We start from the raw sequence: 15664 nt of genomic DNA, 5'->3' as shown, positions 1-15664 counted from the left end.
AATGAGTTGAGGTGTAAAATGGGAAAAAAATATAGCGCAGTAGGTGGGCAAGCTTTAATTGAGGGTATTATGATGAAAGGACCCGAAAGTATTGCAATTGCTGTTAGAAAACAAAATGGTCAAATTGAATTAAAAACAGAGAAACCTCTTAAAATAGAAAAAACTTTTTTAATGAAAATTCCATTTGTTAGAGGAAGTATTGCTCTTATTTCATCTATGATAGTTGGAATAAAAGCATTAAGTTATTCAGCAGAATTTTTTGCTGAAGCAGAAGAAGAGTATGAAGCAAAAGGATTTGAAAAATGGTTATATGAAAAAATGGGTGATAAAGCAGAAACTGTATTAGTTGTTTTTTCTATGGTATTTGCTCTTGCTATGGCGTTTTTATTATTTGGGGTAATTCCATCTTTTCTTATAGGTACTCTTAGAAATGTTGTGAATAGTCAAGTATTATTGAGTGCTTTTGAAGGAATAGTTAAAATTTCTATGTTTTTAGCTTATGTAATTATTATTTCTAGAATGAAAGATGTTAAAAGAGTATTCGAATATCATGGTGCAGAACATAAAACGATTCATTGCCTAGAGAGTGGAGAAGAACTTACTGTAGAAAATGCTAGAAAATTTACAACTCTTCATCCTAGATGTGGAACGAGTTTTCTACTTATTGTATTTGTTATAAGTATTATTATGTTTACTTTTATTAGTTGGGATAGTATTTGGATTAGAATTTTAACAAAAGTAGTACTTCTTCCATTAGTTGCAGGGATTTCTTATGAAATAATAAGATGGGCTGGTAAAAACAATGGTAAATTAGTAGATATAGTTAGTTATCCAGGTCTTATGATGCAAAAGTTAACAACAAATGAACCTGATGATGATCAACTGGAAGTTGCAATTGTTGCTATTAAAGAAGTTCTTAAACATTCGGGTGATAAAGAAAAATGATTACTATAAATAAGGTTTTAAAAGAAGCTTTAAATTTATTTAATATTTCTTCTGAAAATAAAGATTCTAGAGAGCTTATACTTTTAGAGCTGGAACTAATGTTAGCTTATTTGCTTAAAATCCAAAGATACCAAGTTATTATTGACAAGGAAAGAATTTTAAGTGAAAAACAGAAAAATGAGTTTTTTGAAATGGTTAATAAAAGACTGATTGGTATGCCATTTCAGTATATTTTGAACTCTAAAGAATTTATGGGACTAGAATTTTATGTAGATGAACGTGTGCTTATTCCAAGAAACGATACTGAAAATTTAGTAGAGTATTTGGTAAATTACTTTTTTGGAAAAGAAATAAGTTTTATTGATATAGGAACAGGAAGTGGAGCTATATCAATATCTCTTTTGAAATACTTAGAAAAATCTTATGGAATGACTATTGATATATCATCTGATGCAATTGAAGTAGCTAAAATTAATGCAAAAAGAATTGGTGTTTTTGATAGGCTTACATTTATAGAGAATGATGTTTTAAAGGGTATTTCAAATGACGTTAAAGTTGATTTAATTGTATCGAATCCTCCATATATTCCAAAGGCTGATATTAATTCGCTGCAAATAGAAGTAAGAGATTATGAACCTATGAATGCGTTAGATGGTGGAGAAGATGGATTGGATTTTTATAGAGAGATTATAAATAGTTCTTATAGATTTTTAAAGGAAGATGGTGTACTCGCTTTTGAAGTAGGATATAATCAAGCTGAGGACGTTAAAAATATAATAGATAATTCAAAACTATATAAAGATGTTATTTTTATTAAAGATCTTTCGGGTTTTGATAGATGCGTAATTGCAAAGAAAGCAAGTAACAAAATATAGTGAATTTTATTTCTAATGTAGTGGAGGTAAATATGTTTGATAAATTAGAATTTATAGAAGGTAGATTTAGAGAGTTAAATGATAAAATTTCTGATCCAGAAGTTATAAGTGACCAAAAAAATTGGCAAAAATATATGAAAGAACATTCAAATCTTTCGCCAATAGTTGAGAAATTTAAAGAATATAAAAAAATGAAACAAGAAATTGGAGAAGCTAAAGAGATTATTAAAGAATCTAGCGACGAAGAAATGAAAGAGCTTGCAAAAATGGAGCTTGAAGAACTAGAAGTTAATATTGAAGAAATTTCTATGGAACTAAAAAAATTACTACTTCCAAAAGATGAAAATGATGATAAAAATGTTATTATGGAAATTAGAGCAGGCGCAGGAGGAGATGAAGCAGGACTTTTTGCAGCTGAACTTTTAAGATTATATTCGAGATACTCTGAAAGAAGAAGATGGAAAATAGAAATGCTTAATACTAGTGAAACTGGAGTTGGCGGCATAAAAGAAGCATCTATTCTTATAAAAGGCAAAGGTGTATATCAAAGACTCAAATTTGAAAGTGGAACTCATAGAGTTCAGAGGATTCCAGCTACGGAATCTGGCGGAAGAATTCACACCTCAACAGCAACGGTTGCAGTACTTCCAGAGGTAGATGATGTAGAAGTATCAATAAATCAAAATGATCTTAGAATAGATGTATATAGATCTTCTGGAAATGGTGGACAGAGTGTTAATACAACTGACTCCGCTGTTAGAATTACACATTTACCTACAGGACTTGTTGTTACTTGTCAAGATGGTAAATCGCAGTTATCAAACAAATTAAAAGCTATGCAAGTTTTAAAGGCTAGGCTTTACGAAAAAGAAGTACTTGAACAGCATGAAGAAATTGCCGAAGAAAGAAAAAATCAAATTGGTAGTGGAGACAGAAGTGCAAAAATCAGAACTTATAACTTTCCACAGGGGAGAATTACTGATCACAGAATTCCAATAACTCTTTATAAATTACAAAGTTATATGGAAGGTGAAATAGACGAGATTATAGATGCTGTAATTACAAATTATCAAGCAGAAGAGCTTAAGCAACTAGAATCTTAGAGATACTAAGTTATAAAAAGGTGAAAATATGATAGTTGATTTTAATGATTTAGATGAAGAATATGTTTTTATAGATGTTAGAACCCCTAAAGAGTATATGGATGGTTCTATAGGAAAGTGTTTTAATATACCTCTTTTTACAAATGATGAGAGAGAGAAAGTTGGAACAAAATATAAAAAAAGTGTAGAAAAAGCTAAAATGCTTGCTATTGAAGCGGTTTCAGAAAAGTTGCCTTCTATTTATGCTGAGTTTGTGAAAATTTATAAAAAACATAAAAAGGTTGCCCTTTACTGTGCTAGAGGCGGAATGAGAAGTCAAACTTTAGGAAGTTTATTAAATGCACTTGGCTATGATGTAAAGGTAATAAATGGCGGATATAAAGGCTATAGAAATACTGTTATATCAGAAACGGAGAGGTTTTGTAAAGAAGTAAAATTTATAGTTTTTCATGGAAATACCGGCGTTGCAAAAACTGATATAATAAATGGACTTGATGAAAAAGGAATTGATAATATTGATTTAGAAGGACTCGCTAGGCACAGAGGTTCTATACTTGGAAAAGTAGGTATTCATGAGGAAATTCCTCAAAAAAATTTTGAACATGGAGTTTATATAGCTCTAAAAAATGTAAAATCAGGAGCTATGATTGTTGAGGCTGAAAGCAAAAGGATTGGACGAAATTATTTGTCAGATTGTTTTATGGAAGCTATGAGTCGAGGAGACCATGTATTTATTGATGCGGGAATTGATTTTAGAACTAGATTTATTGTTGATGAGTATATTAAGTCAGATGAAGACGTAAATGAAATAATTGAAGTGTTTAAAAATTTTACAAAAGGTCTTGGCCTTGAAAAATGTAATGAGTTAATAGAAATGATGAAAGCTGGCCGTTATAGTGAGGTAGCAAAGTTTCTTATGATTCATTATTACGATCCCAAATATATGCATAAATCAGATACTTATGAATATAAAAATAAATTCTATGTTAGTGATGTTAAAACTTCAGTAGATGAAATATATAATTGGCTAAAGAAAGATTATAATTTTTAGCCTTATGGAGTATAAAATGAAAACTAAAATAATAAATATAGATAGCAAAAATATAGATATTGAAAAAATTAAAGAGGCTGCTTCTTTACTTACTAATGGTGAAGTTGTGGCTTTTCCAACGGAAACTGTATATGGCTTAGGAGCCAATGCACTTGATGAAAGTGCTATTAAAAAAATTTTTTTAGCAAAAGGAAGACCGAGTGATAATCCTTTGATTGTTCATATAAATAGTAAAAATGAACTTGATAAGTTAGTAAACTTTGTTCCAAGTATTGCAGAAAAATTGATGGATGCTTTTTGGCCAGGACCTCTTACTTTAATTTTTGAAAAAAATAGTAATGTACCGAAAATAGTTACAGGTGGACTTGAAACAATTGCTGTAAGAATGCCATCGCATATTGTAGCTAGAAAAATTATTGAATATTCATTAGTTCCTATTGCGGCACCTAGCGCAAATATTTCAGGAAAGCCATCACCAACAATGTGCGAGCATGTGATACATGATCTTGATGGCAAGATTGCTTCAATAGTATGTTCAGATAGTTCATCCATAGGTCTTGAATCTACTGTACTTGATATTACTGGCGAAGTTCCAATGATACTAAGACCTGGTGGAATTACAAAAGAGATGATAGAAAGTATAGTTGGAAGAATTTTAATTGATCCTGCTATTAAGAAAAAACATGATCAAAATTTAATAGCTAAGTCTCCTGGAATGAAATATAGGCATTATTCTCCTAAAGCAGATGTAATTGTTTTTAACGGTTCGAAAAAAAACATTGTAAAAAAAATGAAGATTGAATTAGAAAATTATTTAAAAAAAGGCAAAAAAGTTGGATTAATGTGTACAGAAGAAATATTATCTCAAATAAATGATGTTTTTTCAATTTCATTGGGTAGTATAAAAGATATGGACCTAGTAGGGAATAAACTTTTTTATGTATTAAGAGAATTTGATAAATTAGATATAGATATTATTTTTGCGGAAGGGTTTAGTGAAGAAGGTATTGGATCTGCAATTATGAATAGATTAAACAAATCTGCAGGTAATAATATTATAAATTGTGATTAGTATTTTGCGTTTTTTCCTTAAAGAAAATTTTACTGTATGATGACTGGTGAAAAATGCAAATAAAATATATAGCAATTCTATATGGCTAACAGTCTACTAAAAACCTATTGTTTTGAAATTATTTGATTGAAATATAAGATGAAATGGGGCTAAAAATGAAAATATTTTATTTTACATCTACAGGAAACAATCTTTATGTTGCTAAGAAACTAGTTAAAGAAATTGGTGGTGAACTTTACTCAATACCAAAGATGCTAAAAGAAAAAAACTTTAAATTTGAAGCTGATAAAATTGGATTTGTAATTCCAGTCTACTATATGGGTACACCTAGAATAGTAAAAGAATTTTTAACGAAAGTTGAGTTGAAGAGTGACTATATTTTCAGTATTATGACATATGGAAATATGGCAGGTGCAAGTACTATAAATTTTAAGAAGTTTGCAGAAAGAGAAAAAATTAAAATTTCGTATGGAAATGAACTCTTAATGGTTGATAATTATCTTCCGATGTTTGACATGGAAGAACAAATAAAGAAAATACCAAAGAAAAATATAGATGAAAACTTAGAAAAAATTGTAAATGATATTCGCTCGTTAAAAGAATTTGTAGTAAGTGAGAATGTTGGAGAAAAGGTTATTACTACAATTATGCAATTTTATTATAAACAAAATAAAGGAAATGTAGATAAAAAATTTATAGTAAATGATAATTGTACTAGCTGTAAAATATGCGAAAAGGTTTGTCCTGTTGACAATATAATAGTAAAAGGGAAGCCTGAATTTATGCACCACTGTGATGAATGTTTGGCATGTATTCATATGTGTCCTGTAAATGCGATAACATTGAAGAAAGAGAAGGGGTCTACTCGCTTCAGAAATAGTCATGTTCAATTGGCAGAAATAATTGATAGTGTATAAAATATAGCTGAATTATTTCATGTGTCACTCGTAAAATTAGGGACATTTGGTGTTGCTTAGTGTATATAACTTTGGTATAATGTTTAAGAATTTTTAAAGAAAGTTATTCATTATCATGTGATTGAAAAATCTAAAATCACTTGATTACATTTCTAGGAGGAAGATTATGAAATTAGCTATTGGCTCGGATCATGGCGGTTATGAATTAAAACAAACAGTTATGGAACATTTAGAGAGTAAGGGTATTGAATTTAAGGATTATGGAACTTTTTCAAAAGATTCTACAGATTATCCTATATATGGTGAACTAGTAGCCGAGGCCGTTTCTTCTAACGATTATGATTTAGGTATTGTTATTTGTGGAACTGGCATCGGTATTTCTTTAGCAGCTAATAAAGTTAAAGGAATTAGAGCAGCTACAGTTAGTGATGTATTTAGTGCTAAAATGTCAAGGGCGCATAACAATGCAAATGTTATTGGTTTTGGAGAAAGAGTTGTAGGAAAAGGACTTGCACTTGAAATAGTAGATGCATTTTTAGAAACTAAATTTGAAGGCGGAAGGCACTCAAGAAGAGTAGACCTTATAAGTGAAATAGAAAAGAAAAATCAAAAGTAATTGATTATTATATCTTAATTATCCAAGGAGGCTTACATGAGTAAAGTTTTTGAACTTAATCATCCATTAATTCAGCACAAATTAACATTAATTAGAGACAAAGAAACAGGTGCAAAAGATTTTAGAGATTTAGTAAAAGAAGTTTCAATGCTTATGGCATATGAAGTAACTAGAGATTTACCACTTGAAGACGTTGAAGTTGAAACACCAGTTTGTAATGCGACTTTAAAAAGAATTTCAGGAAGAAAACTTGGAATAGTTCCAATTTTAAGAGCAGGACTTGGAATGGTTGATGGATTTTTAAGCTTGTTACCAGCAGCAAAAGTTGGACATATTGGATTATATAGAGACCCAAAAACACTTAAACCAGTTGAATATTATTGCAAATTACCATCAGATGTAGAAGAAAGAGATTTGTTGTTAGTTGATCCAATGCTTGCAACAGGTGGATCTGCAATTGCAGCAATAGGATTTCTAAAAGATAGAGGCGCTGTTAATATTAAATTAGTTTCATTAATATCATGCCCAGAAGGACTAAAAGCAGTACAAGATGCACATCCAGACGTAGATATCTATGTAGGATCAATAGATGAGAAATTAAATGAACATGCATATATAGTACCAGGACTAGGAGATGCAGGCGATCGACTTTTTGGTACAAAATAAACGCAGTGCGTAAATTTCACAAATTTTCGTATGCAAACTAGTTTGCGAGGAGAAAGTTTGTGAAATTTACATAGGGCGATAGCCCACTCCACAAGGCTAATAGCGCGGAGCGCGGTAAGCACGAAGTGCGAATTTTTAAAATGTTAATATAAGAGTATAAAAATTTTGGAGGCTTAAAATAATGAATAGAATTGGAAAAGAAAATTACTATTTAGATATAGCCGAAACAGTATTAGAAAGAGGAACATGCCTTAGAAGAAATTATGGTGCAATTATTGTAAATAATGATGAAATAATATCTACAGGTTATACAGGTGCACCTAGAGGTAGAAAAAATTGTATTGATTTAGGATTTTGTACAAGAGATAAGTTAAATGTTCCAAGAGGACAAATGTATGAAATATGTAGAAGCGTACATGCAGAAGCAAATGCAATGATATCAGCAGCAAGAAAAGATATGATAGGATCAACACTTTACCTAGTAGGACGAGAAAAGAAAACAGGTGAATACGTTGAAAATGCAAATTCATGTACAATGTGTAAAAGAATGATTATAAATTCAGGTATAGAAAATATAGTTATAAGAGATTCTAAAAAGGAATACCGAGAAATAAAAGTATGTGATTGGATATACTACGACGACTCGTTGGTTAATAAATTCGCATACTAAAAGCGGTGCGCAAAAACGACTATAATAGAATGCAGGCTAGCCTGCAAATTCTATTATAGTCGTTTTTGCATAGGGAGTTTTAACTCCCGACGAGGCGGAGACGAAGTGTTCGCCGGTCGCACCGCAAATTTGAAAAATAAAATAACGATAATAGAGAAGAATGCAGGCTAGCCTGCAAATTCTATTATAGCCGTTTTTGCATAGGGAGTTTTAACTCTGGGCGGGGCGGAGACGAAGTGTTCGCCGGTCGCACCGCTTGGGAAATACAACAAAATAAGAAGAAAGAATGCAGGCTAGCCTGCAAATTCTATTATAGCCGTTTTTGCATAGGGAGTTTTAATTCTGGGCGGGGCTAATGTAAGCACGACTTTAGTCGTGTGAATTAGCCGGTCGCACCGCAGATATGAAAAATAACAAAATAAGAAGAAGAAAGAATGAAGGCAAGACTTTAAATTCTATTATAGCCGTTTTTGCATAGGGAGTTTTGACTCTGGGCGGGGCTAATGGAAGCGCGATGAAGACGCGTGAATTAGCCGGTTGCACCGCTTGGGAAACATTAAAATGCTATAAGTATATTATTTTTTGGTTACAGATTAGTAAGCTACTTGTATTTACATGATAAGCAGTATAGAATTAATGTGAATAATGACTTTTTAATGTTATTAAATACATGAGGTGTAAAATGAATAGTGAAATAATTAAATTATTGATATATATGTTTATGACGGGAGGACTTGCATATTTTGTAACTCCATACATAATAAAATTAGCTATTACTATTGGAGCGGTAGATGTTCCAACAGATAATAGGCGTGTTCATAAAATTCCAATTCCGCGACTTGGAGGACTTGCGATTTATATTGCATTTATTAGTATGTTTTTATTTACAACTAAAATGTCGTCTATAAAGAATTTTGGAATTATTACTAGTTCTTTAATTATAATTGGTTGTGGACTTTTTGATGACTTAAAACCAATGTCAGCAAAAAAGAAATTATTGTTTCAGATTTTAGCTGCAACAGTGTTGTATTTTTCAGGGTTTAAAATAGAATTTTTAACAAATTTTTTTGATGGATTTATAAGTACCTATTTTGCTAGTGCGGATTACATCTATATTAGTAGTGCATTGATAAGCTATCCAATTACAATATTTTGGATTGTAGGAATCACCAATACAATAAACCTTATAGATGGGTTAGATGGATTAGCTGCGGGGATATCTTTTATCGCTTCTATTGCTATTACTTACGTTGCTTTTATAAATGGTAGATTTGAAGTTGCAGCATTAACTATTATTTTAGCAGGTTCTATATTAGGTTTTTTACCATTTAATTTTAATCCAGCTAAAGTATTTATGGGAGACACTGGGTCACTATTTTTAGGGCTTATTCTTTCAATTGCCTCAATCGAGGGAGCTCTTAAAAGTACAACAGTCTTTACTTTGTTTGTTCCGGTAGTTATTTTAGGAATACCGATTTTTGATACTTCATTTGCAATTATTAGAAGAATTTTAAGCGGAAAGTCTATTGCTGAAGCTGATAAAGGACATCTACATCATAGATTATTATTTATAGGAATGAATCAAAAAAAAGCAGTTCTTTCACTATACTTTATTGCTTCTCTTTTTGGATTAAGCGCGGTTTTAATTGTTAAAAGTCAAATGATATATTCTTTATTGGTTTTTTTATTAGCATGTATTTTGATTTTTATACCAATTAATAAAGCTCCAATGGAGAATGAAAAAGAAATGAGGAGTAATGTAAATGAATAAAATTAAAGTTATGTCTATATTTGGCACAAGACCTGAAGCAATCAAAATGGCCCCACTTGTATTGGAATTAAATAAAAGGGAAAATATTGAATCTTTAGTTTGTGTAACAGCGCAACATCGAGAAATGCTTGATCAAGTTATGGATATTTTTAAAATTGAAGCTGACTACGATCTTAATATAATGAAAAAGGGACAAACACTAAGTGAAATTACATCGAAAATATTATTAGGATTAGGTGACTTGTTTAAAGAAGTAAAACCCGATATTATTTTTGTGCATGGAGACACGTCGACAACATTTTCGGCCTCATTATCAGCTTTTTACAATGGGATAAAGGTAGGACATGTTGAAGCGGGTCTTAGAAGCGGAGATAAAAATTCCCCTTTCCCTGAAGAAATAAATAGGTCGCTTACAGGAAGGCTTGCAGATATACATTTTGCGCCTACTAAGGGTAACGTTAATAATCTTGTTAAAGAAGGAATTGATAAAAAGAATATACTGGTTACAGGTAATACTGTAATTGATGCATTAAAATCTGTGGTAAAAGAAAATTATATTTTTGAAGAAAAGGTGCTTAATAATATTGATTTTAAACAGAAAAAAGTTATCTTATTAACTTCGCATAGAAGAGAAAATTTAGGAAGACCAATGGAAAATATATTTTCTGCAGTTAGGGATATAGTTGAGTCAAATGAAGATGTACTAGTAGTATTTCCAATGCATTTGAATCCAAAAGTTAGAGCTATTGCAAATAAATATTTATTAAATCATGAAAGAATAATATTAATAGAACCGCTTGAGTATACACCTTTTGTAAATTTAATTGCAAAATCATATTTGATATTAACTGATTCAGGTGGAATACAGGAAGAAGCACCGTCTCTTGGAAAACCAGTTTTAGTACTTAGAACAGAAACAGAAAGACCCGAAGCCGTGGAAGCTGGAACTGTAAAAATGGTAGGTGTTATTAAAGAAGATATAGTAAGAGAAGCGAATAGATTAATAAGAGATGAAGATGAGTATGGTTTTATGGCAAATGCTGTTAATCCTTATGGAGATGGAAAAGCATCAAAATACATTGTTGATGGTGTTATAGAATATTACAAATTAAATAATTAATATTTTGCTAAATGATAATAAATTTATTTATTATCATTTTTTTTGTTTAAAAAAGTACACAAAATTATTTTTAGTGAAAATATTTTAGTATACCTAAATAAAACATGTAAAATATCAGTATATATAAAATAGTTATACCTACAATGCTTAAATGTTAAAAAAAATTAACAAATTCATTAAAATAAGTTAAATTAATAACGATATACATATTTGTTGAATAGCATTTGTTTAATATATATAAATAAAAAATTTTATAAATATTCTATAATTAGTAAGTATTTTTATATAAAATTGACGATTTTTAAAATTTTTAACTATCTACAAATAGTGAAAAATGTGTTATTCTAGTAAAGTGTGATATGAAATTGTTAAATTACAAGCATGATTATGTTTTAATAAAAATGCATATAATAGTATTAAAAAAAATGAAAAGTAGTATTGAAATAATATATCAGGTTATTATAAATAAATTTAGTGTTTAATAAATAAACATTGGGTATATATTCATAGTAGTGGGTGACTTTTGAATTAAATATAAAAATATTGTATTTTGAGATTAATATTTTAGTATCGCTAGTTTTATCCGATGCCTTATAGTTCTAATATCCCACTTCTTAAAGAAGAGGGGGGATAAAGAACTCTAAAAAGGCCCTGGATTATGTTTTCTAAGATTCAGTGAGAGTAAAAACTCCCTCTGAATCCAAGAAATTCATTTATAAGTATATGAACTTTATACAAAGATTTAATTGGTTTACAGAATTAATGATTGTTGTTTGCTTTAAAAAAAAATGTAAAATGCTAATATGTCTTTAATTAATATTTTCGACTTGTTAAAAATTGATCAAAAACAATAGATACATTTATAAAAATGTTTTTAAAATGTAACAATTCAAGGTTTGGTGTTAGTTATGAAAAAAAATAATTTTCGTGTATATGATAATTTAGCATTAATAAGTCAAATAGGTATAATGACTGCACTTCCTATTATTGGTGGTGTTTATTTTGGAAAATATATGGATGATAAATTTAATGCAGATGGAAAACTTTTATTACTTTTTATTGTATTAGGTACGCTTAGTGCTTTTTTTGAACTTATTCGTTTTACTCTAAAAAAGGCTATAAAAGATACTGAAAGAAGTAAAAAAGAAAGAGATGAAAGAAGGAATAATGATGAATGAAATAAAAAAGCTTCAAGCAAATATTTTTAAATGGGTTATTTTACTTTTTACTATAAGTAGTGTACTTACGTTAGTCTTTATTAATGATCCAAAAAGGTTTATAATAGGACTATTATTTGGAACATTAATTAGCGCACTTAATTTTATCGAATTAAGTAAAACTATTGAAAAGGCAGTCACAATGGATCCAGCAAAAGCGCAACTTTTTTCTAGTCTAAGATATTTTGTTAGGTTTATAATAACGGGAGTTGTGTTATTTGTTTCAATAAAAGCATCATATATTAATGTACTCGGTACGATCGTTGGACTTTTGTTAATAAAATTAGTAATTTTGATTACTAATTTGTTAAATAATAAAGAATATTATAAGAATATTTTTAGAAAGGAGGGGTAATTTTGGGAACTGAAGGTTTTGGACCACGAGTCGTTTTCGAACTTGGTAATGGGATAGCCATAACAGAAACAGTTACTGTAACATGGTTTATTATGTTTGTTTTGGTTGCATTTTCTATTCTTGCAACAAGGAATCTTCAAAAAGTACCAAAAGGAATGCAAATCATCACCGAAGGCATAGTTGATGGTATTAATGGTTTAACCAAACAAACTATGGGCGAAGATAAAGTTGGATTTGCACCATATGTAGGAACGTTATTATTGTTTATAATGCTTGCAAATATTGCAGGTTTATTTGGAATAAGACCACCTACTGCTGATGCGAATACAACTATTGGACTTGCAATGATGACATTTTTTATGATTCATGGTTTTGGTGTTATTTCAAAAGGTGTACTTGGGTATTTCAAGGGATTTTTAGAGCCTATGTGGTTTTTATTGCCACTAAATATTATAGGGGAGCTTGCAACTCCAATATCTTTAGGCTTTCGTTTATTTGGAAACATCGTAGGTGGTATGATTATTATGGGGCTACTATACGGTGCACTAGGTGGACTTACAACATTTTTATTTGGCATAAACGTTCCGTTTATGCAAGTTGGTATTCCTGCTTTTCTACATATTTATTTTGATTTATTTGCAGGATTGCTTCAATCGTTTATTTTTACAATGTTAACTATGGTATTTGTTTCAATTGCTATGGATTAATAATAACTTAGCAGAAAATGGGGTGAATGTATGGAATCAACCAATATAACTATCATGTTTTTAAACTGGTTGATGGGCTTTGATAGAAAAGTTCTAATACTTGCTGCTACGGCAATAGGTGCTGGCTTTTCAATGATAGCTGGTATTGGACCTGGAATAGGACAGGGTTTTGCTGCAGGAAAAGGAGCAGAAGCTGTTGCAAACGATCCAGGCAATGGCAAGCAAATAAACATGATAATGTTATTAGGTGCGGCAGTAGCTGAAACATCAGGTATTTTAGCTCTAGTTATATCTTTAATATTACTTTACGGTAATCCGTTAGTTAAAGCTGATGGAGCGGTAATTATATTAATGGGATCTGCAATTGGTGCAGGTATATCTATGATAGCTGGAATAGGACCTGGAATAGGACAAGGTTATGCTGCAGGAAAAGGTGTTGAAGCTGTTGGTAAAAGGCCAGAGTATCAATCGGCTATAATAAGAACAATGTTTTTAGGACAAGCAGTAGCACAAACTACTGGTATATACGCTCTTATTATTTCATTAGTATTAATGTTTGCAAATCCTTTAGTTGGTCTATTATAATGATAAAATTATTATATTCATATAAAGGAGGGGTAATATGGAACCGATGATATCTGGAAAAGCGTCAATATTAGCTGCCTCTGCAATTGCAGCGGGTTTGGCTATGATAGCAGGAATAGGACCTGGAATAGGGCAGGGTTTTGCTGCAGGAAAAGGAGCAGAAGCTGTTTCAAGAAATTCAAAAAACGGAAAACAAGTTAATATGGTCATGCTACTTGGAGCGGCAGTTGCTGAAACTTCAGGTATTTTGGCACTTGTAGTTGCATTAATACTTTTATATGGAAATCCTTTAATCAAAATTAACGGAGCTGTAATAATTATTTTAGCTTCAGCTGTTGGTGCAGGTTTTTCAATGATAGCAGGAATAGGACCAGGGATTGGTCAAGGATATGCTGCTGGTAAAGGTGTAGAAGCAGTTGGTAAAAGACCAAAATATCAATCAATGATTATAAGAACTATGTTTTTGGGACAAGCGGTTGCGCAAACAACGGGAATTTATGCTCTAATTATTTCCTTAGTATTAATGTTTGCAAATCCTTTAGTAAAATTATTGTAATGGTTTAAATACATTTGGTAGTATATATTTAGATTTGTATTAAGGAGGAAATTGAAATGGATCAAGTAATTACAGGTAAAGCATTAGTACTAGCATGTTCAGCAATTGGTGCAGGACTAGCAATGATTGCAGGTATAGGACCTGGTATTGGACAGGGATATGCTGCTGGTAAAGGTGCAGAAGGTGTTGGAAGACAACCCGAAGCTCAAGGAGATATTGTTAGAACTATGTTACTTGGAGCAGCAGTTGCAGAGACAACTGGTATCTATGGTCTTATTATTGCGTTAGTTCTACTTTTCGCGAATCCACTAATTAAATTATTATAATTTATAATAAAATATAATAAAAGGAGGCGTAGTAGATGGGAGCAGCTTATGTAGTGGCAGAACTTAGATTAGGTCTAGTCGAATTTAACTGGACATTTGTTTTTCAAATAATGAATACTATAATATTATTTCTTTTACTCAAGAAATTCCTTTTTAAACCGGTAACTGAATTTATGGAAAATCGTGAGAAAGAAATTGCAGATCAATTCAAAGAGGCTGATATTAAAAACGAAGAAGCTGATAGTTTAAAAGAAGAGTATCTTACTAAACTAAATAAAGCTGAAGATGAGGCTCGAGAAATATCTAAACAATTAATCTTAAAAAGTGAAAACAGATCTAATGAAATAATCAAAGATGCAAAAATTGATGCTCATGAAATTAAAGCAAGAGCAAATAAAGACATTGAAAGAGAAAAAGTTAAAGCAGTTAATACTTTAAAAGATGAAATCGCTTCAATGGCAATATTAGCTGCATCAAAAGTTATAGAAAAAGACATTGACGAGAAAAATCATAAAGCATTAATTGATAAATTTATCGATGAGGTAGGGGATACAAAATGGCAAAATTAGTATCTAATATTTACGCTGATGCTTTGTTTGAAGTTGCTGTAGAAGAAGATGCTTTATCAGTTATTAAAGAAGAATTTGAATTTGTTATAGAATCTTTTGATTTAAATTTAGATTTTTTTAGAATTTATAATTCACCGCAAATTAGTGTGAGGGAAAGAAAGGAAGTTATTTCAGAAGTCTTTGAAGGTAAAATTTCTGAGGAACTACTTAATTTTCTTAAAATTCTAATTGATAAAAGAAGAACGTCATCTTTGTTCGGTATAGGAAAAGCATTCAATAAATTAGTTGATATTCACTTAGGAACTGAGCATGTTGTAGTTGAATCTGTGAATAAGCTTAGTGAAAAAGAAATGGAAATTTTAAGAAAAAAAATTGAAGAACTTTCGGGTTCAAATATTAAATTAGTAAATAAAGTGAACAAAGAGCTTGTTGGAGGATTGGTAATTAAATCAGGTGACAAGATAATTGATGGATCTGTAACTAGAAAGCTTGCAGAGATTAAGGATGAGTTGTTTAAAATAATAGTATAAAGTAGGAGTGATT

At 30.6% G+C, this 15664-nt stretch carries 19 protein-coding genes; all 19 read left to right on the top strand.

The window, feature by feature from the left end; translation table 11 throughout:
* The first annotated feature begins 18 nt into the window (after positions 1-18).
* The 19 genes from AACH12_RS13245 (at position 19) to atpH (ending at position 15651) form a co-directional block, all read left to right on the top strand.
* The gene (locus AACH12_RS13245; protein ID WP_338535855.1) at positions 19-945 is read left to right on the top strand and encodes a DUF1385 domain-containing protein; all 927 of its coding nucleotides are present in this window, start codon (positions 19-21) and stop codon (positions 943-945) included.
* Positions 942-1820: a peptide chain release factor N(5)-glutamine methyltransferase gene (prmC, locus tag AACH12_RS13240; RefSeq protein ID WP_338535854.1), complete on the top strand. Its 879-nt coding sequence runs from the start codon at positions 942-944 to the stop codon at positions 1818-1820. Before AACH12_RS13245 ends, prmC begins: the two co-directional genes overlap by 4 nt.
* 32 nt (positions 1821-1852) lie before the next feature.
* Complete coding sequence (gene prfA, locus AACH12_RS13235; protein WP_338535853.1) at positions 1853-2923, top strand: peptide chain release factor 1; 1071 nt, start codon at positions 1853-1855, stop codon at positions 2921-2923.
* Positions 2924-2951: 28 nt separating this feature from the next.
* Positions 2952-3974 carry a tRNA 2-selenouridine(34) synthase MnmH gene (mnmH, locus tag AACH12_RS13230; protein WP_338535852.1) on the top strand — a complete coding sequence of 341 codons (1023 nt, stop codon included), beginning with the start codon at positions 2952-2954 and terminating at the stop codon, positions 3972-3974.
* A gap of 16 nt (positions 3975-3990) precedes the next feature.
* Positions 3991-5046, top strand: coding sequence for an L-threonylcarbamoyladenylate synthase (locus tag AACH12_RS13225; protein ID WP_338535851.1), 1056 nt, complete (start codon positions 3991-3993; stop codon positions 5044-5046).
* Positions 5047-5201: 155 nt separating this feature from the next.
* Complete coding sequence (locus AACH12_RS13220) at positions 5202-5963, top strand: EFR1 family ferrodoxin (protein ID WP_338535850.1); 762 nt, start codon at positions 5202-5204, stop codon at positions 5961-5963.
* Between the two features lie 166 nt (positions 5964-6129).
* Entirely contained in the window at positions 6130-6579 is a 450-nt protein-coding gene (gene rpiB, locus AACH12_RS13215) for a ribose 5-phosphate isomerase B (protein WP_338535849.1), read from the top strand.
* Positions 6580-6615: 36 nt separating this feature from the next.
* Positions 6616-7245, top strand: a complete 630-nt coding sequence (gene upp, locus AACH12_RS13210) for a uracil phosphoribosyltransferase (RefSeq protein ID WP_338535848.1) — start codon at positions 6616-6618, stop codon at positions 7243-7245.
* 181 nt (positions 7246-7426) lie between these two features.
* A complete protein-coding gene (locus tag AACH12_RS13205) occupies positions 7427-7915 on the top strand; it encodes a deoxycytidylate deaminase (protein ID WP_338535847.1) in 489 nt (162 codons plus the stop codon).
* A 682-nt stretch (positions 7916-8597) separates the two neighbouring features.
* Positions 8598-9686, top strand: a complete 1089-nt coding sequence (locus AACH12_RS13200; protein ID WP_338535846.1) for an MraY family glycosyltransferase — start codon at positions 8598-8600, stop codon at positions 9684-9686.
* Entirely contained in the window at positions 9679-10806 is a 1128-nt protein-coding gene (gene wecB / locus AACH12_RS13195) for a non-hydrolyzing UDP-N-acetylglucosamine 2-epimerase (protein ID WP_338535845.1), read from the top strand. The genes AACH12_RS13200 and wecB overlap by 8 nt, the downstream gene beginning before the upstream one ends.
* Before the next feature lie 908 nt (positions 10807-11714).
* Positions 11715-11984 (top strand): AtpZ/AtpI family protein, encoded by a 270-nt coding sequence (locus tag AACH12_RS13190; protein ID WP_338535844.1) that lies wholly within the window; start codon positions 11715-11717, stop codon positions 11982-11984.
* Positions 11959-12378 carry an ATP synthase subunit I gene (locus AACH12_RS13185; RefSeq protein ID WP_338535843.1) on the top strand — a complete coding sequence of 140 codons (420 nt, stop codon included), beginning with the start codon at positions 11959-11961 and terminating at the stop codon, positions 12376-12378. The genes AACH12_RS13190 and AACH12_RS13185 overlap by 26 nt, the downstream gene beginning before the upstream one ends.
* 2 nt (positions 12379-12380) lie before the next feature.
* Positions 12381-13085, top strand: coding sequence for a F0F1 ATP synthase subunit A (gene atpB / locus AACH12_RS13180; RefSeq protein ID WP_338535842.1), 705 nt, complete (start codon positions 12381-12383; stop codon positions 13083-13085).
* Between the two features lie 30 nt (positions 13086-13115).
* A complete protein-coding gene (gene atpE, locus AACH12_RS13175; protein WP_338535841.1) occupies positions 13116-13670 on the top strand; it encodes an ATP synthase F0 subunit C in 555 nt (184 codons plus the stop codon).
* Positions 13671-13707: 37 nt separating this feature from the next.
* On the top strand, positions 13708-14226 hold the full coding sequence (gene atpE / locus AACH12_RS13170; protein ID WP_338535840.1) for an ATP synthase F0 subunit C: 519 nt from the start codon (positions 13708-13710) through the stop codon (positions 14224-14226).
* Positions 14227-14282: 56 nt separating this feature from the next.
* Positions 14283-14552 carry an ATP synthase F0 subunit C gene (gene atpE / locus AACH12_RS13165; RefSeq protein WP_338535839.1) on the top strand — a complete coding sequence of 90 codons (270 nt, stop codon included), beginning with the start codon at positions 14283-14285 and terminating at the stop codon, positions 14550-14552.
* 35 nt (positions 14553-14587) lie between these two features.
* The gene (gene atpF / locus AACH12_RS13160; protein ID WP_338535838.1) at positions 14588-15121 is read left to right on the top strand and encodes a F0F1 ATP synthase subunit B; all 534 of its coding nucleotides are present in this window, start codon (positions 14588-14590) and stop codon (positions 15119-15121) included.
* Entirely contained in the window at positions 15109-15651 is a 543-nt protein-coding gene (atpH, locus tag AACH12_RS13155; RefSeq protein WP_338535837.1) for an ATP synthase F1 subunit delta, read from the top strand. The genes atpF and atpH overlap by 13 nt, the downstream gene beginning before the upstream one ends.
* The last annotated feature ends 13 nt before the right edge of the window (positions 15652-15664 follow it).

The organism is Helicovermis profundi (assembly GCF_033097505.1).
GTDB classification, from domain to species: Bacteria; Bacillota; Clostridia; order Peptostreptococcales; family Acidaminobacteraceae; genus Helicovermis; species Helicovermis profundi.
Note: the sequence above shows the minus strand (reverse complement) of the source record. Positions and strands in the feature narration are given on the sequence as shown.

Excerpts from the sequence above, each read along its gene's own strand:
- AACH12_RS13245 (WP_338535855.1), top strand. The coding sequence starts at position 19 with ATGGGAAAAAAATATAGCGCAGTAGGTGGGCAAGCTTTAATTGAGGGT.
- prmC (WP_338535854.1), top strand. The coding sequence starts at position 942 with ATGATTACTATAAATAAGGTTTTAAAAGAAGCTTTAAATTTATTTAAT.
- prfA (WP_338535853.1), top strand. The coding sequence starts at position 1,853 with ATGTTTGATAAATTAGAATTTATAGAAGGTAGATTTAGAGAGTTAAAT.
- mnmH (WP_338535852.1), top strand. The coding sequence starts at position 2,952 with ATGATAGTTGATTTTAATGATTTAGATGAAGAATATGTTTTTATAGAT.
- AACH12_RS13225 (WP_338535851.1), top strand. The coding sequence starts at position 3,991 with ATGAAAACTAAAATAATAAATATAGATAGCAAAAATATAGATATTGAA.
- AACH12_RS13220 (WP_338535850.1), top strand. The coding sequence starts at position 5,202 with ATGAAAATATTTTATTTTACATCTACAGGAAACAATCTTTATGTTGCT.
- rpiB (WP_338535849.1), top strand. The coding sequence starts at position 6,130 with ATGAAATTAGCTATTGGCTCGGATCATGGCGGTTATGAATTAAAACAA.
- upp (WP_338535848.1), top strand. The coding sequence starts at position 6,616 with ATGAGTAAAGTTTTTGAACTTAATCATCCATTAATTCAGCACAAATTA.
- AACH12_RS13205 (WP_338535847.1), top strand. The coding sequence starts at position 7,427 with ATGAATAGAATTGGAAAAGAAAATTACTATTTAGATATAGCCGAAACA.
- AACH12_RS13200 (WP_338535846.1), top strand. The coding sequence starts at position 8,598 with ATGAATAGTGAAATAATTAAATTATTGATATATATGTTTATGACGGGA.
- wecB (WP_338535845.1), top strand. The coding sequence starts at position 9,679 with ATGAATAAAATTAAAGTTATGTCTATATTTGGCACAAGACCTGAAGCA.
- AACH12_RS13190 (WP_338535844.1), top strand. The coding sequence starts at position 11,715 with ATGAAAAAAAATAATTTTCGTGTATATGATAATTTAGCATTAATAAGT.
- AACH12_RS13185 (WP_338535843.1), top strand. The coding sequence starts at position 11,959 with ATGAAAGAAGGAATAATGATGAATGAAATAAAAAAGCTTCAAGCAAAT.
- atpE (WP_338535841.1), top strand. The coding sequence starts at position 13,116 with ATGGAATCAACCAATATAACTATCATGTTTTTAAACTGGTTGATGGGC.
- atpE (WP_338535840.1), top strand. The coding sequence starts at position 13,708 with ATGGAACCGATGATATCTGGAAAAGCGTCAATATTAGCTGCCTCTGCA.
- atpE (WP_338535839.1), top strand. The coding sequence starts at position 14,283 with ATGGATCAAGTAATTACAGGTAAAGCATTAGTACTAGCATGTTCAGCA.
- atpF (WP_338535838.1), top strand. The coding sequence starts at position 14,588 with ATGGGAGCAGCTTATGTAGTGGCAGAACTTAGATTAGGTCTAGTCGAA.
- atpH (WP_338535837.1), top strand. The coding sequence starts at position 15,109 with ATGGCAAAATTAGTATCTAATATTTACGCTGATGCTTTGTTTGAAGTT.